Source organism: Salinispora mooreana, assembly GCF_000379065.1.
Taxonomy (GTDB): domain Bacteria; phylum Actinomycetota; class Actinomycetes; order Mycobacteriales; family Micromonosporaceae; genus Micromonospora; species Micromonospora mooreana.
In genome coordinates this window covers 1083534-1102150 of sequence record NZ_KB900614.1, presented here as the reverse complement: position 1 = coordinate 1102150, position 18617 = coordinate 1083534, and the positions used below count along the sequence as shown (strand labels likewise).

Genomic DNA, 18617 nt, shown 5'->3' with positions numbered 1-18617 from the left:
TTCTTCCGTCGCCCCGTCGCGCGGCGCGGTCAGTGCCAGCGGGCGATCACCGACGACCCACCGACGACCCGGTCGCCGGGCCCGACCAGCGGCTGCGCCGCATCGGCCGGCAGGTAGACGTCGGTGCGGGAGCCGAACCGGATCAGCCCAAACCGCTCGCCTTTGGCGAGTAGTGACCCGATGGGCGCGCGCTGCACGATCCGCCGGGCGATCAAGCCGGTACGTTGCGCCACGACCACCGTTCCGTGGGTGGTGTCCAACACCGTGTATGCGGCGACATTGTGTTCCGCATCGGGCTTCGCCGCGTTGGCGAAGCCGCCGTCGGTCACGAAGTAGTCGACCACCTTGCCCGCCACCGGGGAGCGGTTGACGTGGACGTCGAGCACCGACAGGAACACGGCGATCCGCAGCCACTCGCCGTCGCCGAACCGCTCGTCGGAGAGCCGTTGTACCGAGAGCACCTTGCCGTCGGCCGAGGCAACCACCGCGGACGGATCTGCTGGCACCTCCCGCTCCGGGTCCCGGAAGAAGGCGGCGACCGGTGCGGCGGCGAGGGCCGGCAGCAGCCACAGCTTCGAGTTCGGCCGGGCGGCGCGGGCCACCGCCGCCAGCCCGAGGGCGATCCCGGCGGCAGCCACCCCGTTGCTGTCGATGTGCATCGTGCGGGTCAGCGGCACGCTGGAGGGCCGGTAGGCCGGGGCCATCCCCGCCGCCTCCGCCGCGTTGGCCGGGCTGAAGCGGAGTCGGTGCACCCGCAGCGGCGGGTTGTTGCGCAGCAACAGGTCGCTACCGACGCCGTACAGCGCGGCCTGGCGGTCCAGCTCGACACTCGCGCCGCCGGTGCGCTTGGCGATGGCGGGTGTGGCGACGCTCACCGTGGCTCCGTTGTCGAGGTGCTTGCCGAGCCCGTCGAGGGTGGCACGGGTCTCCTCCACCGTCCCGGTGAGCGGTTCACCGATGATCACCACTGCTGCGGCCTCGGCGTCGGCCAGCGCGTCAACGACCCGGATCCGCTCGGTGACCCAGGGCCCCTGGGCAGCCACATGCTCGCGCAGCGTCCCGGCGTCCGACCACCCGGCCGGCACGACGGTGAGCAAGTCACCGGGCAACAGCGCCTCGATCGCCGCGGCGAGCACCGGGGACTCCGGGTGGGCGTCAACCAGCAGGGCGGCCTTCGGCTCGTTGCTCCGGGCAAGTTCCGAGACGAGGACGCGGGCGGCGCGCTCGCCGATGCGGACCGGACCGGAGCGGCCGGTGGGAAGCACGGCGGGGGACTGGGTCATGTCGGACAGGCTCCTGACGGGGGCGGGACGACGGGTTGGTGACATCGGCGCGATCGGCGTCGGGTCGGCTCGGCGTCGCCCCTTGCGGGCCGCCGGCGCCGAGCCGGCGAGTGTGTGGCGGGGCGGGCACCACCGGCCAGCATATGCCCCGAGTCGTGCCGTCCCGGCGTCGCGCTCAGCGCCGGTCGCCCTCGGCTGGCCCGGGCTCCGGCGGCGCACCGGTTGGCGGCGCCGTTTCCTCCGGAGCGGCCGGGCTGCCGGACCGGGCGGCGCGAAGCGCCCCGACCAGCCCCAGCACGCCGATCAGTAGCAGCGCTCCGGCGAGGAACCAACCCACCGGGGGGAGGGTGAAGTCGAGTAGCCGGGCGACCAGCCACCAGGTGGCAAGGAGAAGGAAGAGCAGCCCGAAGATCAGAGACACCGAGTCGGTGCGGTGGGCCTTCACCGGGTCACCTCCAGCTTGCCGAAGTCAACGTGAACGAAGAGGCGCAGCGTCCCGCCGCCGGGGCCGTCCGCCCCCAGATCGGTGCTGTCGTGGAGCGAACCGGTGGAGCCGTCGCGCTTGTTGACGCGGTGGTCGAAGACGACCGCGTCGCCGACGCTGACGGTCGCGGTGACCGTGGCGTCAACGTTCGGGGGCAGTACCACGGTGGCCTCCCCGGCTATGACCTCCACCGTGACCTCGCTGTGCTTCCCGGTGAAGTCCACCGAGCGGAGGTCGAGCAACGAGTTGCCGACGGTGTTCTCGTACCGGCTTGCGAGCTCGGCGTGGTTGGCAGGAGCCCAGTTCACCGCTTGGTCCACTGCTCGGAACCGGTCGGACTCGGCCACCGTGGCCACCCCCAGTGCGGCGGCAGTGATCAGGCCGAGCGCGATGAGCCAGCGGGCCCGGCCGAACCAGGCGCCGACGAGTAGGCCGAGGCCGATGGTGGCCAGGACCGCCGCGAAGTACGCGGACGGGCCGAGCGTGGGTACGCCGGTCAGATCCAGGACGGCCAGCAGCCCGAGGACGAGGAAGGCCAGCGAGAAGGTCACCCCGCCGAGCGCGGACCGTTCCCGCGGTCGCTTCCGTTCTGGCCGGAGGGTCGGCGGCGGGGTCGATGGGGCGTACGGCCCATGCGGGGCGAACGGGGGGCGGAAGCCGCCGGGCGGAGCCTCGGGCACTGTCGGTGCCTGCGGCGGTGGTGCCCAGGTCGGCCCGGGCGGCGGCGGTGCAACGGGTGGTCCGGGCCGGCCCGGACGTTCGCGGTTGAGCAGCAACGCGCCGCTGATCAGGATCGCCGCGCCGAGCAGAACGGCCCGGAACGCGTCGGTGACGATGAAGGCGAAGCTGACCGCCACCAGGATGCCGAGCACGATCACAGTGACCGGGGACATGCTGGAGCGTCCCCGGCCCAGCATCGACTCGACCGGTGAGGCGGTGTCCCCCTCGCCCGGGATGATCAGCCAGGCGGAGATGTACACCAGGATGCCGATGCCGCCGAAGAAGCCGAGCACCGCGAGCAGCACCCGCCAGAGCACCGGATCGGTGTTCGTCGCCCGGCCGATCGCCGCGCAGACGCCGGCCAGGTAGCGGCCGTCGTGCGGACGGACCAGCCCGTACCGCGAGGTGAAGCCGCTGCCCCCGGTCGGTGGCGGTGGTGGGCCTTCGGGTGGGCCCCCGGTCGGTGGCGGCTCACCGGAAGGCGCTGCAGGTGATGGCGTCGCCCCGGTTGGCTGGTGCTGGGCGGCTTCCTCGGTCATGACTCCGATCCTGCTCCCTCGTCGCTTCGCCGGCCTCCGGCGGAGACCCTGACCTCACCCTGAGATCAGGGAGACAGGATCTCCGGGAAGGCCCCGTGGCCGAGTGGCTACCTGGCGTGTGACGATCAGAACCGGCGGCGCGTGCCGCTCGCCGGCGAACCCACCGCGACTAGCTAGGGAGCCCCCGATCAGTGTCGTGACCAACCCCCCGCGCCTCTATCGCGCCCGCGAGCGCCGGATCGCTGTCGGGGTGGCGGCCGGGATCGCCGGGCACCTGCGCATTCCGGTGCTCTGGGTCCGGGTCGCGTTCCTGGTGTTGCTCGGCTTCAACGGCCTCGGGCTGCTGCTGTACGCGGCCTTCTGGGCGGTGGTGCCGCTGCGACCGGGGGACACCGCCACCCCGCCCCGTCGTGACGTGGCCCAGCTGCTGCCGTTCGTGGCGATCGGCCTGGTGGTGCTGATCCTCCAGCTGATCCTCTTTGATTCGGTGGGTGCTACCGGTGTGGCCGGTACCGCCGGCTGGCTGGTCACGATCATCGCGGTCGGTGCCGGGCTGATCTGGCACCAGTCCGCACCGCAGCGGCGACGGCAGTGGGGCGGGACGTTGCCGGTGCCCTGGCTGAGCGCGGTGGTGGAGGAGAGCGACCGTCGGGCGTTCGTGCTCCGATTCATCGGCGGCGGAGTCCTGGTTGCGGTGGGGGTTATCGGGGTCGCGGCGGTGTACTCCCCGACGCAGAACTTCGACGCGGTGCTCAACGGCGTGATCTTTGCCCTGGTTGGACTGGCGGGGGTCGGGGTGGTGGCCGCGCCGGTGCTCTGGCGGACCTGGAACCAGCTCCGGTCGGAGCGGGAGGGGCGGATCCGGGAGCAGGAGCGGGCCGAACTGGCCGCCATGGTGCATGACCAGGTGCTGCACACCCTCGCGTTGATCCAGCGAAACGCCAGCGATGGGAAGACGGTGACCCGGCTGGCCCGGGGGCAGGAACGCTCGCTGCGCAACTGGCTCTACCGGCCGACTGCCTCGCCGACGGAGCGCTTCGCGGCGGCGCTGGAGCAGGTGGCGGCCGAGGTGGAGGACACGTACGCGATCACGGTGGAGACGGTGGTCGTCGGTGACCGGGAGACCGACGAGCGGGTCGGCGCGTTGGTGGCCGCCGCCCGCGAGGCGCTGGTCAACGCCGCCCGGCACGCCGGGGTGCAGACCGTCTCGCTCTACGCCGAGGTCGAACCCGAGCAGGTCAGCGTCTTCGTCCGGGATCGGGGGAGGGGTTTCGATCCGGCTACGGTGGAGGACTACCGGCATGGCGTTCGCGGCTCGATCATCGGCCGGATGAAGCGACACGGTGGCCGGTCGGAGATCCGCTCCGAGCCCGGGGAGGGGACCGAGATCCGGTTGATCCTGCCGATCTCCCGAGACGGGTCCACGGCGGAGAGGAGTAGGTGATGGCGGAGCAGACACCGGACACAGCGGCGGAGGCGGGTGTGGCCCCGAGGCGGCTGCGGGTCTTCCTCGTTGACGATCACGCGATGTTTCGGGCCGGAGTCCGCGCCGAGCTGGGCGGGCATGTCGACGTGGTGGGCGAGGCGAGCACGGTGGGGGAGGCGGTCAGTCGGATCGCCGCCACCGAGCCCGATGTGGTGCTGCTCGACGTGCACATGCCGGAGGGGGGTGGCCGGGCGGTGCTCGAGGCCATCCGGCGCACGCACCCGCACGTGCGGTTCCTCGCGCTCAGCGTCTCGGACGCGGCCGAGGACGTGATTGGGCTGATCCGCGCCGGTGCCCGCGGCTATGTCACCAAGACGATCTCCCCGGACGAGTTGGCGGCGGCGGTCCGACGGGTCGCCGAGGGCGATGCCGTCTTCAGTCCCCGGCTGGCCGGTTTCGTGCTGGACGCCTTCGCCGCCCGCCCGGACGCGCCGGTCTCCGACCCCGAGCTGGACCAGTTGACCAACCGGGAGCGGGAGGTGCTGCGTCTGCTCGCTCGGGGGTACGCGTACAAGGAGATTGCCAAGGAGCTGTACATCTCGATCAAAACGGTCGAGACGCATGTGTCGAACGTGCTCCGCAAGCTCCAGATGTCGAGCCGTTACGAGTTGTCACGTTGGGCGGCGGATCGTCGGCTCGTCTGAGCCCCCACCGGCGGTGCCGGTGGGGGCGCGCGGGGTGGCGGTGTCGGTCGTTGTCGATGCTGTTTCCGCAGCTCCTACCACGCTTGCCTAGGGTCGATGAAGCCACCTCCGGGCGGATGTACACACCGTCCCGGCCGGGTATCGGGTTGATAACACGCCTTCCCGCTAGCGCGCGTCTGGTGTCACAGTGGCAGGCACCTCACACCCCTCGTGAGCTGAGCGCCCTGAGGAGGCACTCCCAATGCGCGGGAAATTCCTGAAGGTGGCGGTCGCGGCGACCGCCACCGCTATGTTGGCCACCGCCTGCGGTGGCGGCGGCTCGAGCGATGCTGATGGTGATGCCGGTGGCACGCTTCGCGTCTACGCGACGGAGCCGGCGTCCCTGCTGCCGTCGAATGGCAATGACGAGCCGTCGTCCTTGGTGATCCGTCAGCTCTACCGTGGCCTGGTCAAGTACAACGCCGAGACCGGTGAACCGGAGATGGAACTGGCCGAGTCGATCACCTCGGACGACCAGAAGCTCTGGACGATCAAGCTGAAGGACGGCTACACCTTCGAAAACGGTGAGCCGGTCGACGCCGACGCCTTCATCCGCTCGTGGAACTTCGCCGCCTATGGGCCGAACGCCCAGAACAACGGCTACTTCATGAAGCGAATCGCCGGTTACGACGATGTCACGGCCAAGGACCCGGATGGTGACGGGCCGGAGGAGGCCGCCGCGCCGGTGGCCGAGACGATGTCCGGCCTGAAGAAGGTCGACGACCTGACCTTCACCGTCGAGCTCAGCGCGCCGTTCACCGGCTTCCCGATCACGGTCGGCTACCAGGGCTTCTTCCCGATGGCCCAGGCGTGTATCGACGACGTGGAGGCCTGCAACGAGACACCGATCGGCAACGGCCCCTACAAGATCGATGGCACCTGGGAACACGACATCGAGATCAACCTGGTTCGTAGCGACACCTGGAAGGGTGAGCCGGGCAAGTCCGACGCGGTCAACCACCGGATCTTCGCCGACGTGGACAGCGGCTACGCCGCCTTCCAGGCCGGCGAGCTGGACGTGATGTACACGATCCCGCCAGCGCGCTTCAAGGACGCCAAGGCCAACTACGGCGACCGGCTGTTCGAGCAGCCCGGTGTCAGCTACAACTACGTCGGCCTGCCGCTGTACAACGAGAACTTCCAGGACAAGCGTGTCCGCCAGGCGCTCTCGATGGCGATCGACCGGCAGTCCATCATCGACGCCGTCTTCGACGGACGGTACGCAGCCGCCACCGGCTTCGTCGCGCCGACCTTCCAGGGTGCGCGCGAGGGCGCCTGCACCTACTGCAAGAAGGACGTCGAGAAGGCCAAGGAGTTGCTGGCTGAGGCCGGCGGTTGGAAGGGCGACAAGCTGGTCCTGTGGGCCAACGCGGGTAACAGCCACGAGGCCTGGCTGCAGGCGGTCGGCGACCAGATCAAGGCGGCGCTGGGCATCGACTACGAGCTGAAGGTCAACCTGCAGTTCCCCGAGTATCTGGAGACGGCCGACAACAAGGCGTTCACCGGCCCGTTCCGGCTCGGCTGGCTCCCGGACTACCCGTACCTGGAGACCTATCTGTCTCCGATCTTCACCACTGGTGCCTCCAGTAACCACACCACCATCAGCAACACCGAGTTCGACAGCCTGATGAAGCAGGGTGACTCCGCCGCGACGATTGACGAGGCGATCAGCCTCTACCAGCAGGGTGAGGACATCCTGGCCGAGGAGATGCCGGTCATTCCGATGTTCTGGCGCAAGGAAGCGGCGATCTACAGCGAGAACGTCGACTCCTTCGTCTGGAACCGGGTCGATGGTGCCGACTACAGTGCGACCTCACTGAAGTAGAACTGAGCTTCGGAAATCTGATCCCGCCGTAAAGGATGTGGCGGCAACGATCACCCCACCAGGGTGATCGTTGCCGCTATATCAGCGCCGAGAGGAGACCCCGACATGGGGCGCTACGTCATTCGACGGTTGCTCCAGTTCATCCCGACCGTGCTGGGCACCATGTTCCTGCTCCACTACATGACCTCGCTGGCGATTCAGTTCAGTGGGAACCCGGTCCGAGCCATCTTCGGTGACCGGACCCCGCCGCCGGCCCTACTCCAGGCGATCACCGACCGACTCGGCTACGGTGACCCCTGCTTAGAGCAGAAGGGCAACCCCTGCTTCGGGCTCTTCCTCGACCGGGTGAGCGGAGTCTTCCTGCACTTCGACTTCGGCATCAACCTGCGGCGGCAGGAGGTCACCGACCTGGTGGCCAACGCCATTCCGTTCACCCTCAAGCTGCTGGTGATCGCGATCGTCTTCGAGGCCGTCGTCGGTATCGCCGCCGGCGTGTGGGCAGGTCTGCGGGGCGGCAGCTTCGCCGACAACCTGGTGAAGATCAGCACCGTCTTCGTGATCTCTGTCCCGATCTTCGTACTCGGTGTGGTGGTGCGTGAGTTCGTCGGGGTCAAGTTCGGGAACATCCTGCGTGATCAGGAGTGGATTCCCGACGTCATCGCGTACGGGTTCTTCAGCCCCGGTTTCAAGCCGGACTACCCCTTCGCCAGTCTTCTGATCCCCGGCATGGTGCTCGGCTCGGTCGCGCTCGCCACCACCGCGCGCCTGACCCGGACCAGCATCATGGAGAACATCCGCGCCGACTTCGTCCGGACCGCACGGGCTAAGGGCCTGGCGAACAAGCGGGTCATCGGCGTGCACACGCTGCGTAACTCGCTGATTCCGGTGATCACGTACCTCGGCGTCGACATCGGTTCGGCGATGGCCGGCGCGGTGGTCACCGAGACCATCTTCAACGTGCCCGGTATTGGCCGGCTGGTGACCCAGGCCGCCCGTACCGGTGAATCACCTGTGATCATCGGCGTGGTGACCATGCTGGTGCTGGTCATTCTGCTCGTCAACCTGCTGGTCGACCTCCTGTACGCCGTGCTCGACCCGAGGATCCGCTATGAGTGACGGCACCGTGGTGAGTAACCGGTGGCCGGCGATCCCGGCGATCCGCGGCAGGGCGAAGCGAAACGAGGTGTGGACATGAGTGACGCGACGAGTGCCGGCGCCGCTGTCGGCGGTGCCCCGGGTTCCGGCGACGGTCGGGCCCCGGAGAAGAAGAGCAGGAGCGGCAAGGAGCGCAACGCCAGCTTGTGGGCGGATGCCCGCCGGCAGTTGGTCCGCGACCCGGTCTTCATGATCGCCGTGCTGTACATCTTCGTGGTCGGCACGATGGCCGCCTTCCCGAAGCTCTGGACCAGTCAGGACCCCCGGGCGTGCAGCACCGACCAGTCCCGGCTCGCGCCGAGCTGGGAACACCCGTTTGGCTTCAATATTCAGGGCTGCGACTACTACTCGCACGCCATTTACGGCGCTCGGCCGTCGATGGTGATCGCGATCATGGCGACCGGGGGCATCGTGCTCTTCGGTGGCCTGATGGGACTCCTCGCCGGCTACTACGGCGGCTGGGTCGACGGGATCATTTCCCGGTTGATGGACATCTTCTTCTCGCTGCCGTTCCTGCTCGGTGCGATCGTCTTCCTGACGCTGATCAAGCAGCAGAACGTCGTGACCATCGCCCTGGTGCTGTTCCTGCTGAGCTGGCCGACGATCGCCCGGATCATCCGCGGTAGCGTCATCTCCTCAAAGGACCTGGACTACGTGCAGGCCGCCAGAGCGGTCGGGGCAGGCAATGGCCGGTTGATGTTCCGGCACATCCTGCCGAACGCGATCGCGCCGATGTTGGTGTACGCCACGATCGTGCTGGGTTCGTTCGTCGCCGCGGAGGCCACGCTGACCTTCCTCGGTATCGGGCTTCAGCCGCCGGCCCAGTCCTGGGGCATCATGATCTCGGCCCACGACGTCTACTTCCTGGAGGACCCGTGGCTGCTGCTCTTCCCCTGCGGACTGTTGATTGGCACGGTGCTGTCCTTCATTCTCATGGGTGACGCCCTGCGCGATGCCCTCGACCCGAAGTTCCGGTGAGCGCCATGAGCACTGATGTGAACGTCAAGCTGGATGCCCTGCCCGGCCTTGACTCGGATGCCCTGCCGCTTGAGGTCAAGGACCTGCACGTCGAGTTCCGCACCCGCAACGGCATCGCCCGCGCGGTCAACGGCGTCAGCTTCAGCCTGCGGGCCGGCGAGACCCGAGCGATTCTCGGTGAGTCCGGCTGCGGTAAGAGCGTCACCGCCCAGGCGATTATGGGGATCCTGGACAGCCCGCCCGGGTTTGTCACCGGCGGGGAGATCCGCTACCGCGGCGTTGATCTGCTCAAGATCCGGGAGGAGCAGCGGCGTAAGGTCCGCGCCAACCGGATCGCGATGATCTTCCAGGACGCCCTCTCCGCGCTGAACCCGGTCTTCACGGTCGGTTTCCAGCTCAGTGAGCTCTTCCGCAAGCACCGGGGAATGTCCCGGTCGGACAGCAAGGCGCGCGCTGTCGAGCTGCTTGACCTGGTCAAGATTCCGGCGGCGAGGCAGCGGGTGAACGAGTACCCGCACCAGTTCTCCGGTGGTATGCGGCAGCGCGTCATGATCGCTATGGCCCTGGCGCTCGATCCGGAGGTACTGATCGCCGACGAGCCGACCACTGCTCTGGACGTCACCGTGCAGGCCCAGATCATGGCTCTCCTCGCCGAGTTGCAGCAGGAACGGAACATGGGCCTGCTGCTGATCACGCACGACATGGGTGTGGTCGCCGACGTGGCGGACCAGATCTCGGTGATGTACGCCGGCCGGGTCATTGAGGAGGCTCCGGTCCGGGACATCTACGAGAGCCCGTCCCACCCGTACACCAAGGGCCTGCTGGAGTCGATCCCCCGCCTGGACCTCAAGGGCCAGGAACTCTCCGCCATCAAGGGATTGCCGCCGCTGCTGACCGACATCCCGAAGGGATGCGCGTTCAACCCCCGGTGCCGCTACGCGAAGGATGCCTGCCGTCAGGACCCGGTGCCACCGCTGCATCAGGTTGCCCCGGCCCGAAGCTCCGCCTGCCACTTCTGGAAGGAGGTCAAGGCCGATGTCTGACATCGTGCTGGAGGCCCGTGACCTGGTGAAGCATTTCCCGCTGACCCAGGGGATCCTCTTCAAGCGGCAGATCGGTGCGGTCCGCGCGGTCGATGGGATCAACCTACAGCTACGCCGGGGTGAGACCCTCGGCATCGTCGGCGAGTCCGGCTGTGGCAAGTCGACCCTGGCCCGGATGCTGGTGGGGCTGGAGACTCCCACCTCCGGTGACCTGTTCGTGCAGGGCCGGAACATGGCGAAGGTCAGCGGCGCCGAGCGGCGTCGCGGCCGGCGCAACATCCAGCTGGTGATGCAGGATCCGTACACGTCCCTCAACCCGCGGATGACCGTCGGCGACATCACCGGCGAGCCGTTCGAGGTGCACCCCGAGGTGCTGGCGAAGCCCAAACGGCGGGCCCGGGTTCAGGAGCTGCTGGATCTGGTCGGTCTGAACCCCGATCACATCAACCGCTACCCGCACCAGTTCTCCGGCGGCCAGCGTCAGCGCATCGGTATCGCCCGCGCCCTGGCGCTCAACCCGGAGATCATCTTGTGCGATGAGCCGGTCTCCGCCCTGGACGTGTCGATCCAGGCGCAGGTGATCAACCTGCTGGAGAAGCTCCAAAAAGAGTTGGGGCTGTCGTACATCTTCATCGCGCACGACCTGTCCGTGGTGCGGCACATCGCCGACCGGGTCGCGGTGATGTACCTCGGTCGGGTCGTCGAGACCGGCACCGAGGACCAGATCTACGAGAACCCCACCCATCCGTACACGCAGGCGCTGCTCTCGGCGGTGCCGGTGCCGGATCCGAAGCTGCGGGGTCTGCGGGACCAGATCGTGCTGACCGGCGATGTTCCGTCGCCGGCCAACCCGCCCTCCGGCTGCCGCTTCCGGACCCGCTGCTGGAAGGCGCAGGAGATCTGCGCTCAGCAGGAGCCGGAGCTGACCGTCCGGCAGAGTTCGGCCCACCCGAGCGCCTGCCACTTCGCCGAGGTTCGGGACGTGGTGCACGCGCAGCAGTAGCAGCGCTACAGCGACCGGGGCGTTGGCCGTACCTGGCCGACGCCCCGGTCCTGTGTCCGGGCCGTCGGATCAGAGCGGGCCGCGGCCGGCGCGGAGCAGTAGGAGGGCGACCTGGGTGCCGTCCGCCCCCAGCGCGGCCCGGAAGCGTTCCAGGATCTCCTGCTCCCGAGAGAGCACCAAGCGGGTGCCGCCGGAGGCCATGCGGGTCGCGCCAACCTGTCGGGAGAGCTGTGCCCGCTCCTGCCAGAGGTCGATCAGAGTGCCGTCGATCTCGTCGATCCGTCGCCGGATATTCGCGATCTGCGCTGCGGCCAACGGTTCCCTCGTGCCGGCGTCGCGCTCGACGGTGCCCTCCGCGCCACTCGTTCCGTCCGTGCTGCCGTTCTGCTCCGCCACGCCTGTCATCATCGTCGTACCCTTCGGGTGTCGGGCGCTGGTGCCCGGATCCCGAGACGAAAAGGCCCCGGGCTCGCGAGCCCGGGGCCTTTTCGTAGGTCTTTGTTGATCAGGCGTGACCTACGGCTGCCGGACTCTCCGGACCGTAGTAAAAGTAGTCGCGCTGACCAAACACGGATCCGATTATGCCCGCTTCCGCGATGGGCCGCAAGGAAAGCCCTTCAGGGTCACCGGCGGGGAGGGCCGGGACGGGAGAGCGCGCCGTCGCCCACACCCGGGCTGTGGCCGACGGGATTCGTCGGGGCGACGGCATAGACTCGCCGTGCGATGCATCCTCTCTTTGACATTCCCGTGCCCTCGTCCGCGCCCGACCCTGCTCCGCCGCGACGGCCCACTCCGGCGCGCCTCGACCCACAGGCGCTGCTGGACGGGCTGAACGGCCCGCAACGAGATGCGGTCACCCACGCCGGGTCACCGCTGCTCATCGTGGCCGGGGCCGGTTCCGGCAAGACCCGGGTGTTGACCCATCGGATCGCGTACCTGCTCGCGGAGCGAGAGGTGCACCCAGGTGAGATCATCGCGATCACCTTCACGAACAAGGCCGCGGGCGAGATGAAGGAGCGGGTGGCCCAGCTGGTCGGGCCGCGTGCTCGGTTGATGTGGGTCTCGACCTTTCACTCCGCGTGTGTCCGCATCTTGCGGGCCGAGCACGAGCACGCCGGTGTGAAGTCGACCTTCTCGATCTATGATGCCGACGACTCCCGGCGGCTGATGCAGCTGGTCACCCGGGAGCTGGACCTCGACCCGAAGCGCTACCCGGCGCGGGGGCTGGCCGCCCAGGTCTCCAACCTGAAGAACGAGCTGGTTGACCCCGAGGAGTTCGCCGCGCGGGCCAAGGGGCCGAACGAGCGGGCGCTCGCCGAGGCGTACTCGCTCTATCAGCGGCGGCTCCGTGAGGCGCACGCGCTGGACTTCGACGATCTGATCATGACGACGGTGCACCTGCTCCAGTCGCATCCGCACGTCGCGGAGACCTACCGGCGTCGGTTCCGGCACGTGCTGGTCGACGAGTATCAGGACACCAACCACGCCCAGTACGTGTTGATCAAGGAGCTGGTGTCGGGCACCGACGGGCTCGACCCGGCGGAGCTCTGTGTGGTGGGCGACGCCGACCAGTCGATCTACGCGTTCCGGGGCGCGACGATCCGCAATATTCTGGAGTTCGAGCGGGACTTCACCGACGCTCGGACGATCCTGCTGGAACAGAACTACCGCTCCACCCAGACCATCCTGAACGCGGCCAACGCCGTGATCGACCGCAACACCTCCCGTAAGCCCAAGCGGCTCTGGAGCGACGCCGGGACCGGCGACCCGATCGTCGGCTACGTCGCCGACACCGAGCACACCGAGGCGGACTGGGTGGCCCGGGAGATTGACCGGCTGGTGGACGACGGCGACACCCGGCCGGGGGACGTGGCGGTCTTCTACCGCACCAACGCCCAGTCCCGGGTCTTCGAGGAGGTGTTCATCCGCGTCGGCCTCCCCTACAAGGTCGTCGGTGGGGTCCGCTTCTACGAGCGGAAGGAGGTCCGGGATGCCCTGGCCTACCTGCGGGCGTTGGTCAACGAGGACGACACGGTCAGCCTTCGTCGGGTGCTGAACACTCCCCGCCGGGGCATCGGGGAGCGAGCCGAGGCGTGTGTCGAGGCGCTCGCCAGCCGGGACCGGATCTCCTTCGGCGCGGCGCTGCGTCGGGCCAAGGACGCGCCGGGCATCTCCACTCGGGCGGCGAACGGCATCGCGGAGTTCATCGCACTGCTCGACGGCGCCCGGGAGGTCGCGGAGTCCAGCGCGCCCGAGGAGGTGCTGGAGGCGTTGCTGAACCGGTCGGGATACCTGGCCGAGCTGGAGGAGAGCCTGGACCCGCAGGACGCCGGCCGGGTCGACAACCTCCAGGAGTTGGTCAGCGTGGCCCGGGAGTACACGGAGCGGGTGGAGGGCCTGGGTGCGGAGGGTGAGCGGGCCACCGTCGCCGGCTTCCTGGAGCAGGTCGCGCTGGTGGCCGACGCGGACCAGTTGCCCGCCGACGACCCTGAGCACCAGGGGGTGGTCACCCTGATGACGCTGCACACCGCCAAAGGACTGGAGTTTCCGGTGGTGTTCCTGACCGGGATGGAGGACGGGGTCTTCCCGCACGCCCGTACCTTCGGCGACAACCACGAGTTGGAGGAGGAGCGGCGCCTGGCGTACGTGGGGATCACCCGGGCCCGGCAGCGGCTCTACCTGTCCCGGGCGGTCACCCGTTCGGCGTGGGGCCAGCCGGCCTACAACGCGCCGTCCCGGTTCCTTGCGGAGTTGCCCGAGCCCTCGGTGCGCTGGGAGCGCACCGAGGGCTCGTACACCTCGTGGACCGGCGGCGGCGGGGGCGTGGGTGGTCGCGCGGACCGGGGTGGCTTCACCGGGGGCACGCCGAAGGCCACGCAGCTCGCGCGTCAGCTCGGCGTCGACGGTAGCCGCCTCGCCACAGCCAGCGAGCTGCCGTCGGCGCCCCCGCGGGTCGCGGTCGGAGACCGGGTCAACCACCAGCGGTACGGGTTGGGTCGCGTGCTCGCGGTGGAAGGGAATGGCCCGGGCGCCCGCGCCCAGATCGACTTCGGTGACCAGACGCTCTGGCTGGTGCTCCGGCACGCACCGATCGATCGACTCTGAGCGGACGGCGCCGGCGCCGGGGCTCCGGGACCGGCGCCGTCCGGCCCCGGGACCTGCTCGGTCAGCAGGCTACGTCGATGCCGCGTTCGCGGAGGAACGGCGCCGGGTCGATCTGGTTCCACAGCTGGCCCTGATGCACCTCGAAGTGCAGGTGCGGGCCGGTGGAGTCGCCGGTGGAGCCCTCCAGGCCGATGGTGTCACCGGCACCGACCTGGTCGCCGACGCTCACCTTCGCGGTGCTCAGGTGGGCGTAGTGGGTCAGATAGCCGTTCTCGTGATCGATGACGACGGAGATGCCGTACCCGTCGCCGACGTCGCCGGCCTTCGTCACGGTGCCGCCGAAGGCAGCGCGGACCGGGGTGCCGGCGGGCAGGGCGAAGTCGATGCCGGCGTGCAGGGCTCCCCACCGAGGGCCGTAACAGGAGGTGATGGCGGCGTCGGCCATGGGGATGACCCAGGTCGGCGTTGACGCGGTGGTTGCCGGCTCGGCTGTCACCTTCGGTGTCGTGCTGGCCGACGGCTGCGCTGTGGGGCTCGCCGACACGGTGGGGGTCGGACCGCTGCTCGCTGACTCCCGGGCGGAGCGATCGGCGCGGGCGGCCGCCGCAACGCGGGCGGCGGCCTCGGCGCGGGCGGCGGCCTCGGCCTGGGCGGCGGCCTCGGCCTGGGCGGCGGCCTCGGCCTGGGCGGCGGCCTCGGCCTGGGCTCGCAGGCCGATGTCGACGGCACCGTTCGGTGTGGCGTCCTGGTCGTCTCCGGTGATCGCTGTTACCGCGACTCCGGTGAGGGCGAGTCCGGCTACCGCGGCAGCCGTGGCCCGCAATACCCGGCCCCGGGTGCTGGTCGGTCGCCGATGGCGGGCCGGCGTGGTGTTCCCGCGCGAGCGGGGGGTGTCGTTCTGCACAACGGACCTTCACTGCTCGTAGGGGTACGTGACCCGGACATCCTGAGGTCCCCCTGGTGCCGGCCACGGACGAGGGGCCTTCCGGCGGGCTCGGTCCGGCGCGATCGGCGGAGCTTTGTCAGCCCGTGTCGCGAATAGCAGCGGCAGCGATCCGGTGTGTGCGTGGGCTCGGTCACACTGCTGGAGGTGACCCCAAACACCTTCACCGGCTGGAGGCGAGAAAAAACCGCCCGGATCCTGCGATCCGGGCGGCAGTAGGGCGTAACTCAGCGTCAGGGGGCAGTGACCTCGCTGTGGAAAGGTTCCATCTGGAGTTGGATGTCCACTCCGCGCTCCATCAGCCAGGGCACCGGGTCAAGCGGTTCGCCCTTGACATGGACCTCGAGGTGCAGGTGAGAGCCGTAGGAGAGGCCGGTGTTGCCGACCAGGCCGAGCTGGTCGCCGGCCTTGACCTGTTGGCCCTCCTGCACGCTGAGGGCGGAGGAGTGGCCATAGATGGCCTCGCTGCCGTCGGCGTTAGCGACGATCACCGTGTATCCGTATCCGCCAAACCAGCCGGCCTTGGTGACAGTGCCGTCATGGATGGAGACGTAGGGGGTGCCCTCCGGGGCGACCAGGTCCACCCCGGTGTGGAGCTCTTCACCCTGAACGCCGTACGGGGAGTTGAACTCGTAGTCCTTGAGTGGGAGGCACCAGACTCCGGTCTCCGCCTCCGGGCCGACCCGCTCGCCGTCCCGCGACGAGCGGTCGGCGGCGTTGGCGCGCTCCGCGGCGTCCTCGCTCAGCGCGGAGGCCGTCTTCAGCTCGTCCAGGACTGTCGGGCTGACGCTCTTGGCGTCGGGAAGGGCGCTGCCGGCGAGGAGTGCGACCCCGCTGGCGCCGACGAGGGCGGTGGTGACGACTGCGGCGTAGCGGCTCCGCGGTGGGGTGGGTACGCGGCGGCGGCCGCGATATCTATCGGGCTCAGACGACAGGCGCTGGCGCACGCACACCCTCCGTTGTCGGGGTATCGATGCGGTCGGGCTCGTTCGCGAAGCTGGGTGAACTCCGCCGACCGCGTCGTCACTCGTCCATGGACCTGATGGCAACCGTTGGACACGGTAGCCAACCCCCACGTCCGTCACAAGCCGCATCGCCAGATTGGTGTGATGTTCTGCCCGATTGTGTCCACTATTGTCCTGGGGCTAAGTCGATGAAGGGTGTCCCCAATCTCATCCTGTTCGTCGCATAGGGTGACCGAGCAGCGTCATCATCCGACCTGACCCCGGGTGTTGTCTCGGTCTCCGGTGGGCGGTCGGGTGCCGAGGCGACGGGGTTTCGACGGCCCGGATTCCGCAGCCCGGGCCCGTCGGGTTACCGTTCGTTAAGGTCAAGCCGCGGAGCCGGTGAAAGGGATGCGCAGATGAGCTCTCGTGTTCGGGTCGTCGTCGCCAAACCGGGCCTGGACGGCCATGACCGCGGCGCAAAGGTCGTCGCGCGTGCCCTCCGGGATGCCGGGATGGAGGTCATCTACACCGGTCTGCATCAGACCCCGGAGCAGATCGTGGAGACCGCGATCCAGGAGGACGCCGACGCGGTCGGGCTTTCCGTTCTTTCCGGGGCACACATGACACTCTTCCGGCGGGTGTTGGAGCTCCTTGCCGAGCGAGACGCGCGAGACATCGTCGTCTTTGGGGGGGGAATCATCCCGGACACTGATATCCCGGAACTACAGCAGATTGGCGTGGCCAAGGTGTTCACCCCGGGTGCCACCACGGGGTCGATCGTGGACTGGGTTCGGCAGAACGTGGCGCAGACCGTCGCCTGACCCGCCTGACGATCGGCCCGGGGGCGTTCACTGGGCTGGGCAGGGGGAGAGGCCGGACGCACCCCTCACACGCCCGGCCTCTCTATGCACGATGCCCCGCCGCCACCCCTCGACCGACAGGGCATCGGCCGTTTCGTCGCCGCGCTGACCAGCGCTTTGACATCTGACTCAACGAGGCCTGACCGCCGGGGTTACGTGTCGGGGAAAACATCGTCCGGAAGGCTGACACTCGGCCAAACGGTGGGTGCTGGCCAGTCGGCTGTGCACAACCGCACACCACGTACCCGCTTGGTCGTTGGTGGTGTCGACCTCGCTAGGCTGCCTTCAATGGCCTGTTACAACTGATGACAGGCGTCAAACTGTTTTCCATACGCTGGTGGCGGCGCGACGGCGCGCCGCGGAGACGGGACGGGACGCGCAATCGTGGACCTGTACGAGTACCAGGGGCGGGACCTGTTCGAGCGGCACGGGTTGCCCGTGCTCGCCGGCGGCGTCGCCACGACCCCGGAGGAGGCCCGCGCGATCGCCGAACGCCTCGGCGGTCGGGTGGTTGTCAAGGCGCAGGTGAAGGTCGGTGGCCGGGGCAAGGCCGGCGGGGTGAAGCTGACCGAGGGCGCGGAGGAGACGGTGGCCCGCGCCACCGACATCCTCGGCATGGACATCAAAGGGCACACCGTCCACAAGGTCATGATCACCGTGACCGCTGACGTGGCCGAGGAGTACTACTTCTCCTACCTGCTGGACCGGGCGAACCGCACCTTCCTCTGCATCGCCAGTGTCGCCGGTGGGATGGACATCGAGCAGGTGGCCGCCGAGACGCCGGAGAAGGTCGTCAAGGCGCCGATCGATGCGAACACCGGCGTGGACGCGGCGACGGCCCGGCGGATCGTCACCCAGGCCGGTTTCCCGGCCGAGATTGCCGACCAGGCCGTCGAGATCGCGGTGGACCTGTGGAAGGCGTTCGTCGCCGAGGATGCGACGTTGGTCGAGGTGAACCCGCTCGCCAAGACCGCTGAGGGCGGGCTGCTCCTGCTGGACGCCAAGGTCAGCCTGGACGAGAACGCGGCCTTCCGGCACCCGGACCACGAGGCGCTGGTTGACCAGGCCGCGGTGGATCCTCTCGAGCAGGCTGCTAAGGAGAAGGACCTCAACTACGTCAAGCTCGATGGTGAGGTTGGCATCATCGGCAACGGCGCCGGACTGGTCATGTCGACCCTCGACGTGGTCGCCTACGCCGGTGAGCGGCACGGTGGTGTGAAGCCGGCCAACTTCCTCGACATCGGTGGCGGTGCGAGCGCCGCGGTGATGGCCAACGGCCTCGAGATCGTGCTCTCCGACCCCGCGGTGAAGAGCGTCTTCGTCAACGTGTTCGGCGGCATCACCGCCTGCGACGCGGTAGCCAACGGCATCGTGCAGGCGCTGGGCCTGCTCGAGCAGCGGGGCGAGAAGGTAACCAAGCCGCTGGTCGTCCGCCTCGACGGCAACAACGCGGAGGCCGGTCGGGCGATTCTCGACGGCGCGAACAACCCGCTGATCCAGCGGGTCGACACGATGGATGGTGCGGCCGAGCGGGCCGCCGAGCTGGCCGCTGCGGGGGTCTGA

General features: G+C 68.8%; 16 protein-coding genes. 10 read left to right on the top strand and 6 right to left on the bottom strand.

Going from position 1 to position 18617, the window contains the following annotated elements:
* Positions 1–29: 29 nt before the first annotated feature.
* From SALPAC6_RS0105195 to SALPAC6_RS0105185, 3 genes are all read right to left on the bottom strand, one after another.
* Positions 30–1283: a phosphatidylserine decarboxylase gene (locus SALPAC6_RS0105195; protein ID WP_018252388.1), complete on the bottom strand. Its 1254-nt coding sequence runs from the start codon at positions 1281–1283 to the stop codon at positions 30–32.
* Between the two features lie 175 nt (positions 1284–1458).
* Complete coding sequence (locus SALPAC6_RS0105190; protein ID WP_018252387.1) at positions 1459–1728, bottom strand: hypothetical protein; 270 nt, start codon at positions 1726–1728, stop codon at positions 1459–1461.
* Positions 1725–3026 carry a PspC domain-containing protein gene (locus SALPAC6_RS0105185; protein WP_018252386.1) on the bottom strand — a complete coding sequence of 434 codons (1302 nt, stop codon included), beginning with the start codon at positions 3024–3026 and terminating at the stop codon, positions 1725–1727. Before SALPAC6_RS0105185 ends, SALPAC6_RS0105190 begins: the two co-directional genes overlap by 4 nt.
* Positions 3027–3222: 196 nt before the next feature.
* On the opposite strand from SALPAC6_RS0105185, the gene SALPAC6_RS0105180 reads away from it, so the two are divergent.
* From SALPAC6_RS0105180 to SALPAC6_RS0105150, 7 genes are all read left to right on the top strand, one after another.
* Positions 3223–4470 (top strand): ATP-binding protein, encoded by a 1248-nt coding sequence (locus SALPAC6_RS0105180; protein ID WP_018252385.1) that lies wholly within the window; start codon positions 3223–3225, stop codon positions 4468–4470.
* The gene (locus SALPAC6_RS0105175; RefSeq protein ID WP_018252384.1) at positions 4470–5156 is read left to right on the top strand and encodes a response regulator; all 687 of its coding nucleotides are present in this window, start codon (positions 4470–4472) and stop codon (positions 5154–5156) included. Before SALPAC6_RS0105180 ends, SALPAC6_RS0105175 begins: the two co-directional genes overlap by 1 nt.
* 241 nt (positions 5157–5397) lie before the next feature.
* Positions 5398–7020: a peptide ABC transporter substrate-binding protein gene (locus tag SALPAC6_RS0105170; protein WP_018252383.1), complete on the top strand. Its 1623-nt coding sequence runs from the start codon at positions 5398–5400 to the stop codon at positions 7018–7020.
* 105 nt (positions 7021–7125) lie between these two features.
* Positions 7126–8136 (top strand): ABC transporter permease, encoded by a 1011-nt coding sequence (locus SALPAC6_RS0105165; protein WP_018252382.1) that lies wholly within the window; start codon positions 7126–7128, stop codon positions 8134–8136.
* A gap of 75 nt (positions 8137–8211) precedes the next feature.
* On the top strand, positions 8212–9153 hold the full coding sequence (locus tag SALPAC6_RS0105160; RefSeq protein ID WP_026189339.1) for an ABC transporter permease: 942 nt from the start codon (positions 8212–8214) through the stop codon (positions 9151–9153).
* Positions 9154–9158: 5 nt separating this feature from the next.
* Entirely contained in the window at positions 9159–10196 is a 1038-nt protein-coding gene (locus SALPAC6_RS0105155) for an ABC transporter ATP-binding protein (protein ID WP_018252380.1), read from the top strand.
* Positions 10189–11199 (top strand): ABC transporter ATP-binding protein, encoded by a 1011-nt coding sequence (locus SALPAC6_RS0105150; protein ID WP_018252379.1) that lies wholly within the window; start codon positions 10189–10191, stop codon positions 11197–11199. The genes SALPAC6_RS0105155 and SALPAC6_RS0105150 overlap by 8 nt, the downstream gene beginning before the upstream one ends.
* 69 nt (positions 11200–11268) lie before the next feature.
* Here the strand turns inward: SALPAC6_RS0105150 and SALPAC6_RS0105145 are convergent, their stop codons facing one another.
* Positions 11269–11607 carry a chorismate mutase gene (locus tag SALPAC6_RS0105145; RefSeq protein WP_033667091.1) on the bottom strand — a complete coding sequence of 113 codons (339 nt, stop codon included), beginning with the start codon at positions 11605–11607 and terminating at the stop codon, positions 11269–11271.
* A 315-nt stretch (positions 11608–11922) separates the two neighbouring features.
* Between SALPAC6_RS0105145 and pcrA the strand changes: the two genes are divergently transcribed.
* Positions 11923–14304: a DNA helicase PcrA gene (pcrA, locus tag SALPAC6_RS0105140; RefSeq protein ID WP_026189338.1), complete on the top strand. Its 2382-nt coding sequence runs from the start codon at positions 11923–11925 to the stop codon at positions 14302–14304.
* A gap of 61 nt (positions 14305–14365) precedes the next feature.
* Here the strand turns inward: pcrA and SALPAC6_RS0105135 are convergent, their stop codons facing one another.
* Entirely contained in the window at positions 14366–15208 is an 843-nt protein-coding gene (locus SALPAC6_RS0105135) for a M23 family metallopeptidase (RefSeq protein WP_018252376.1), read from the bottom strand.
* A 272-nt stretch (positions 15209–15480) separates the two neighbouring features.
* Positions 15481–16194 (bottom strand): M23 family metallopeptidase, encoded by a 714-nt coding sequence (locus SALPAC6_RS0105130; protein ID WP_018252375.1) that lies wholly within the window; start codon positions 16192–16194, stop codon positions 15481–15483.
* Positions 16195–16610: 416 nt separating this feature from the next.
* On the opposite strand from SALPAC6_RS0105130, the gene SALPAC6_RS0105125 reads away from it, so the two are divergent.
* Positions 16611–17015: a cobalamin B12-binding domain-containing protein gene (locus tag SALPAC6_RS0105125; RefSeq protein ID WP_018252374.1), complete on the top strand. Its 405-nt coding sequence runs from the start codon at positions 16611–16613 to the stop codon at positions 17013–17015.
* Between the two features lie 423 nt (positions 17016–17438).
* Positions 17439–18617 (top strand): ADP-forming succinate--CoA ligase subunit beta, encoded by a 1179-nt coding sequence (gene sucC, locus SALPAC6_RS0105120; RefSeq protein WP_018252373.1) that lies wholly within the window; start codon positions 17439–17441, stop codon positions 18615–18617.

Bases quoted from the DNA above. Each gene is read 5' to 3' on its own strand.
- SALPAC6_RS0105195 (WP_018252388.1), bottom strand. From the start codon at position 1,283: ATGACCCAGTCCCCCGCCGTGCTTCCCACCGGCCGCTCCGGTCCGGTC.
- SALPAC6_RS0105185 (WP_018252386.1), bottom strand. From the start codon at position 3,026: ATGACCGAGGAAGCCGCCCAGCACCAGCCAACCGGGGCGACGCCATCA.
- SALPAC6_RS0105175 (WP_018252384.1), top strand. From the start codon at position 4,470: ATGGCGGAGCAGACACCGGACACAGCGGCGGAGGCGGGTGTGGCCCCG.
- SALPAC6_RS0105170 (WP_018252383.1), top strand. From the start codon at position 5,398: ATGCGCGGGAAATTCCTGAAGGTGGCGGTCGCGGCGACCGCCACCGCT.
- SALPAC6_RS0105165 (WP_018252382.1), top strand. From the start codon at position 7,126: ATGGGGCGCTACGTCATTCGACGGTTGCTCCAGTTCATCCCGACCGTG.
- SALPAC6_RS0105160 (WP_026189339.1), top strand. From the start codon at position 8,212: ATGAGTGACGCGACGAGTGCCGGCGCCGCTGTCGGCGGTGCCCCGGGT.
- SALPAC6_RS0105155 (WP_018252380.1), top strand. From the start codon at position 9,159: ATGAGCACTGATGTGAACGTCAAGCTGGATGCCCTGCCCGGCCTTGAC.
- SALPAC6_RS0105150 (WP_018252379.1), top strand. From the start codon at position 10,189: ATGTCTGACATCGTGCTGGAGGCCCGTGACCTGGTGAAGCATTTCCCG.
- SALPAC6_RS0105145 (WP_033667091.1), bottom strand. From the start codon at position 11,607: ATGATGACAGGCGTGGCGGAGCAGAACGGCAGCACGGACGGAACGAGT.
- pcrA (WP_026189338.1), top strand. From the start codon at position 11,923: ATGCATCCTCTCTTTGACATTCCCGTGCCCTCGTCCGCGCCCGACCCT.
- SALPAC6_RS0105125 (WP_018252374.1), top strand. From the start codon at position 16,611: ATGAGCTCTCGTGTTCGGGTCGTCGTCGCCAAACCGGGCCTGGACGGC.